1 protein-coding gene and 1 pseudogene are annotated in these 1,391 nt (G+C 48.7%); both read left to right on the plus strand.

Features of this window, described 5'->3' with window-relative positions:
• The first annotated feature begins 172 nt into the window (after positions 1–172).
• The gene (locus Q0101_RS01280) at positions 173–1,231 is read left to right on the plus strand and encodes a DUF3137 domain-containing protein (protein ID WP_297941574.1); all 1,059 of its coding nucleotides are present in this window, start codon (positions 173–175) and stop codon (positions 1,229–1,231) included.
• Between the two features lie 74 nt (positions 1,232–1,305).
• Positions 1,306–1,391, plus strand: a pseudogene (locus Q0101_RS01285) (IS1595 family transposase); the annotation flags it as partial.

Here is a 1,391-nt window from a genome sequence, read left to right on the forward strand (position 1 = left end):
CCCCGCTACGGCGAAATTTTAAGCTTAGAGCTTTGAATTTATCCTTAAATTTAGGACGCTGTGTAAAATTCATATAAAAAATTCACATTATATGCGGACGAGCAAGCTTTGAAATTCCAAAATTCCTAGAATTTCGCTAAAATTGCGGGCAAATTTTAAAAAAGGCGAAATTTTGACTATTTACGATTTGGAGCGCCTGCGACTGGACGCTAAAAAGCACGTGGAGCAGCTAAAGCTGATTACCGTCATAAGCACGGTGGCGCTGTTTGCGGTATTCGGCGTCATCGCGTATTTCGCGCGCAGGCAGGGCGTGCAGAGCTTTAGCGCGACGCTGCTTATGCTGCTGGCGGTCGCCTCGCTCGCCGTGAGTCTGCGCGAGGTGCACTTAAACGGCTGGCAAAAGGATCTCATCGGCACGGAAAATATTTTGAAATTTGGCGCGGTCGCGATCTCGTTTTTGATCTTCAAATACTCCGCTGCCCTGCCGCAGGCGTTGATAGGCTTGGCCGCGCTCGCGCTCGCAGTGTGGCTAGCAGCGCGGCTTTACGCGCTCGGCGTAAAAAGCATGCAAGATATCTTTACCGGGCGGTACCGCCAAAGCTACAAGCAGCACTATCTAGCGCCTTTCGTGCGCGAGCTCGGCTACGAATACGTCTCCTACGGCAGCGTGCCGTTTTGGCGCGTGGTGCAGAGCGATCTGTTCGAGTTTATCGAAAATCTGCGCGGCAACGACCGCGTAGGCGGCGCGTGGCAGGGGGTGAGCTTTGAGTTTAGCGATGTGAGTTTTTTCCATCAAAATTTGCAGCACGAGCTTGTGGGGGCGTTTTTCGTAGCGGAATTTAACAAACGCATCATCGCGCCCGTTTTCATCTATCCGCGCGAGATACAAAATAAACAGCACGTAGGTCTAAAACCCGTTGCGATGGACAACGTGGAGTTTGCCGCGCGCTACAAGGTGCTAAGCGATGAGCCGCAAAACGCGATGTACGTGCTGACGCCTGCATTTATGGAGCGATTTTTGGCGGTGGGCGACGCGCTCGGGGCGCAGATCTGGGCGAGCATCAGAGAGCGGCGGATCCATATTTTCGTGCACACCGGGCGCGATAATTTCGAGCCTAGCGTCTATGAAAGCGTGCTGCGCCGCGATCCCGCAAGCGAGATAAAGAGTGAAATTCTAAGCTTTCTGAGTATCGTTAAAATTTTAAAACTGAATGTGAGGATTTGGATTTAATAAAATTTTGAGCGGTATTTTGCTAAAAATTTTGGCTCAAGATAAGTTAAAAACTTTCAAAGGAGTTTTTAACTATGATTCTGTCGATGAAAAATAAATATATAGTTCGTTCCCGAATTTCGGAAAAGAAATTTAGAAAAATTCTAAAGTATTTTGCAGA

This window comes from uncultured Campylobacter sp., assembly GCF_937921625.1.
GTDB lineage: Bacteria > Campylobacterota > Campylobacteria > Campylobacterales > Campylobacteraceae > Campylobacter_B.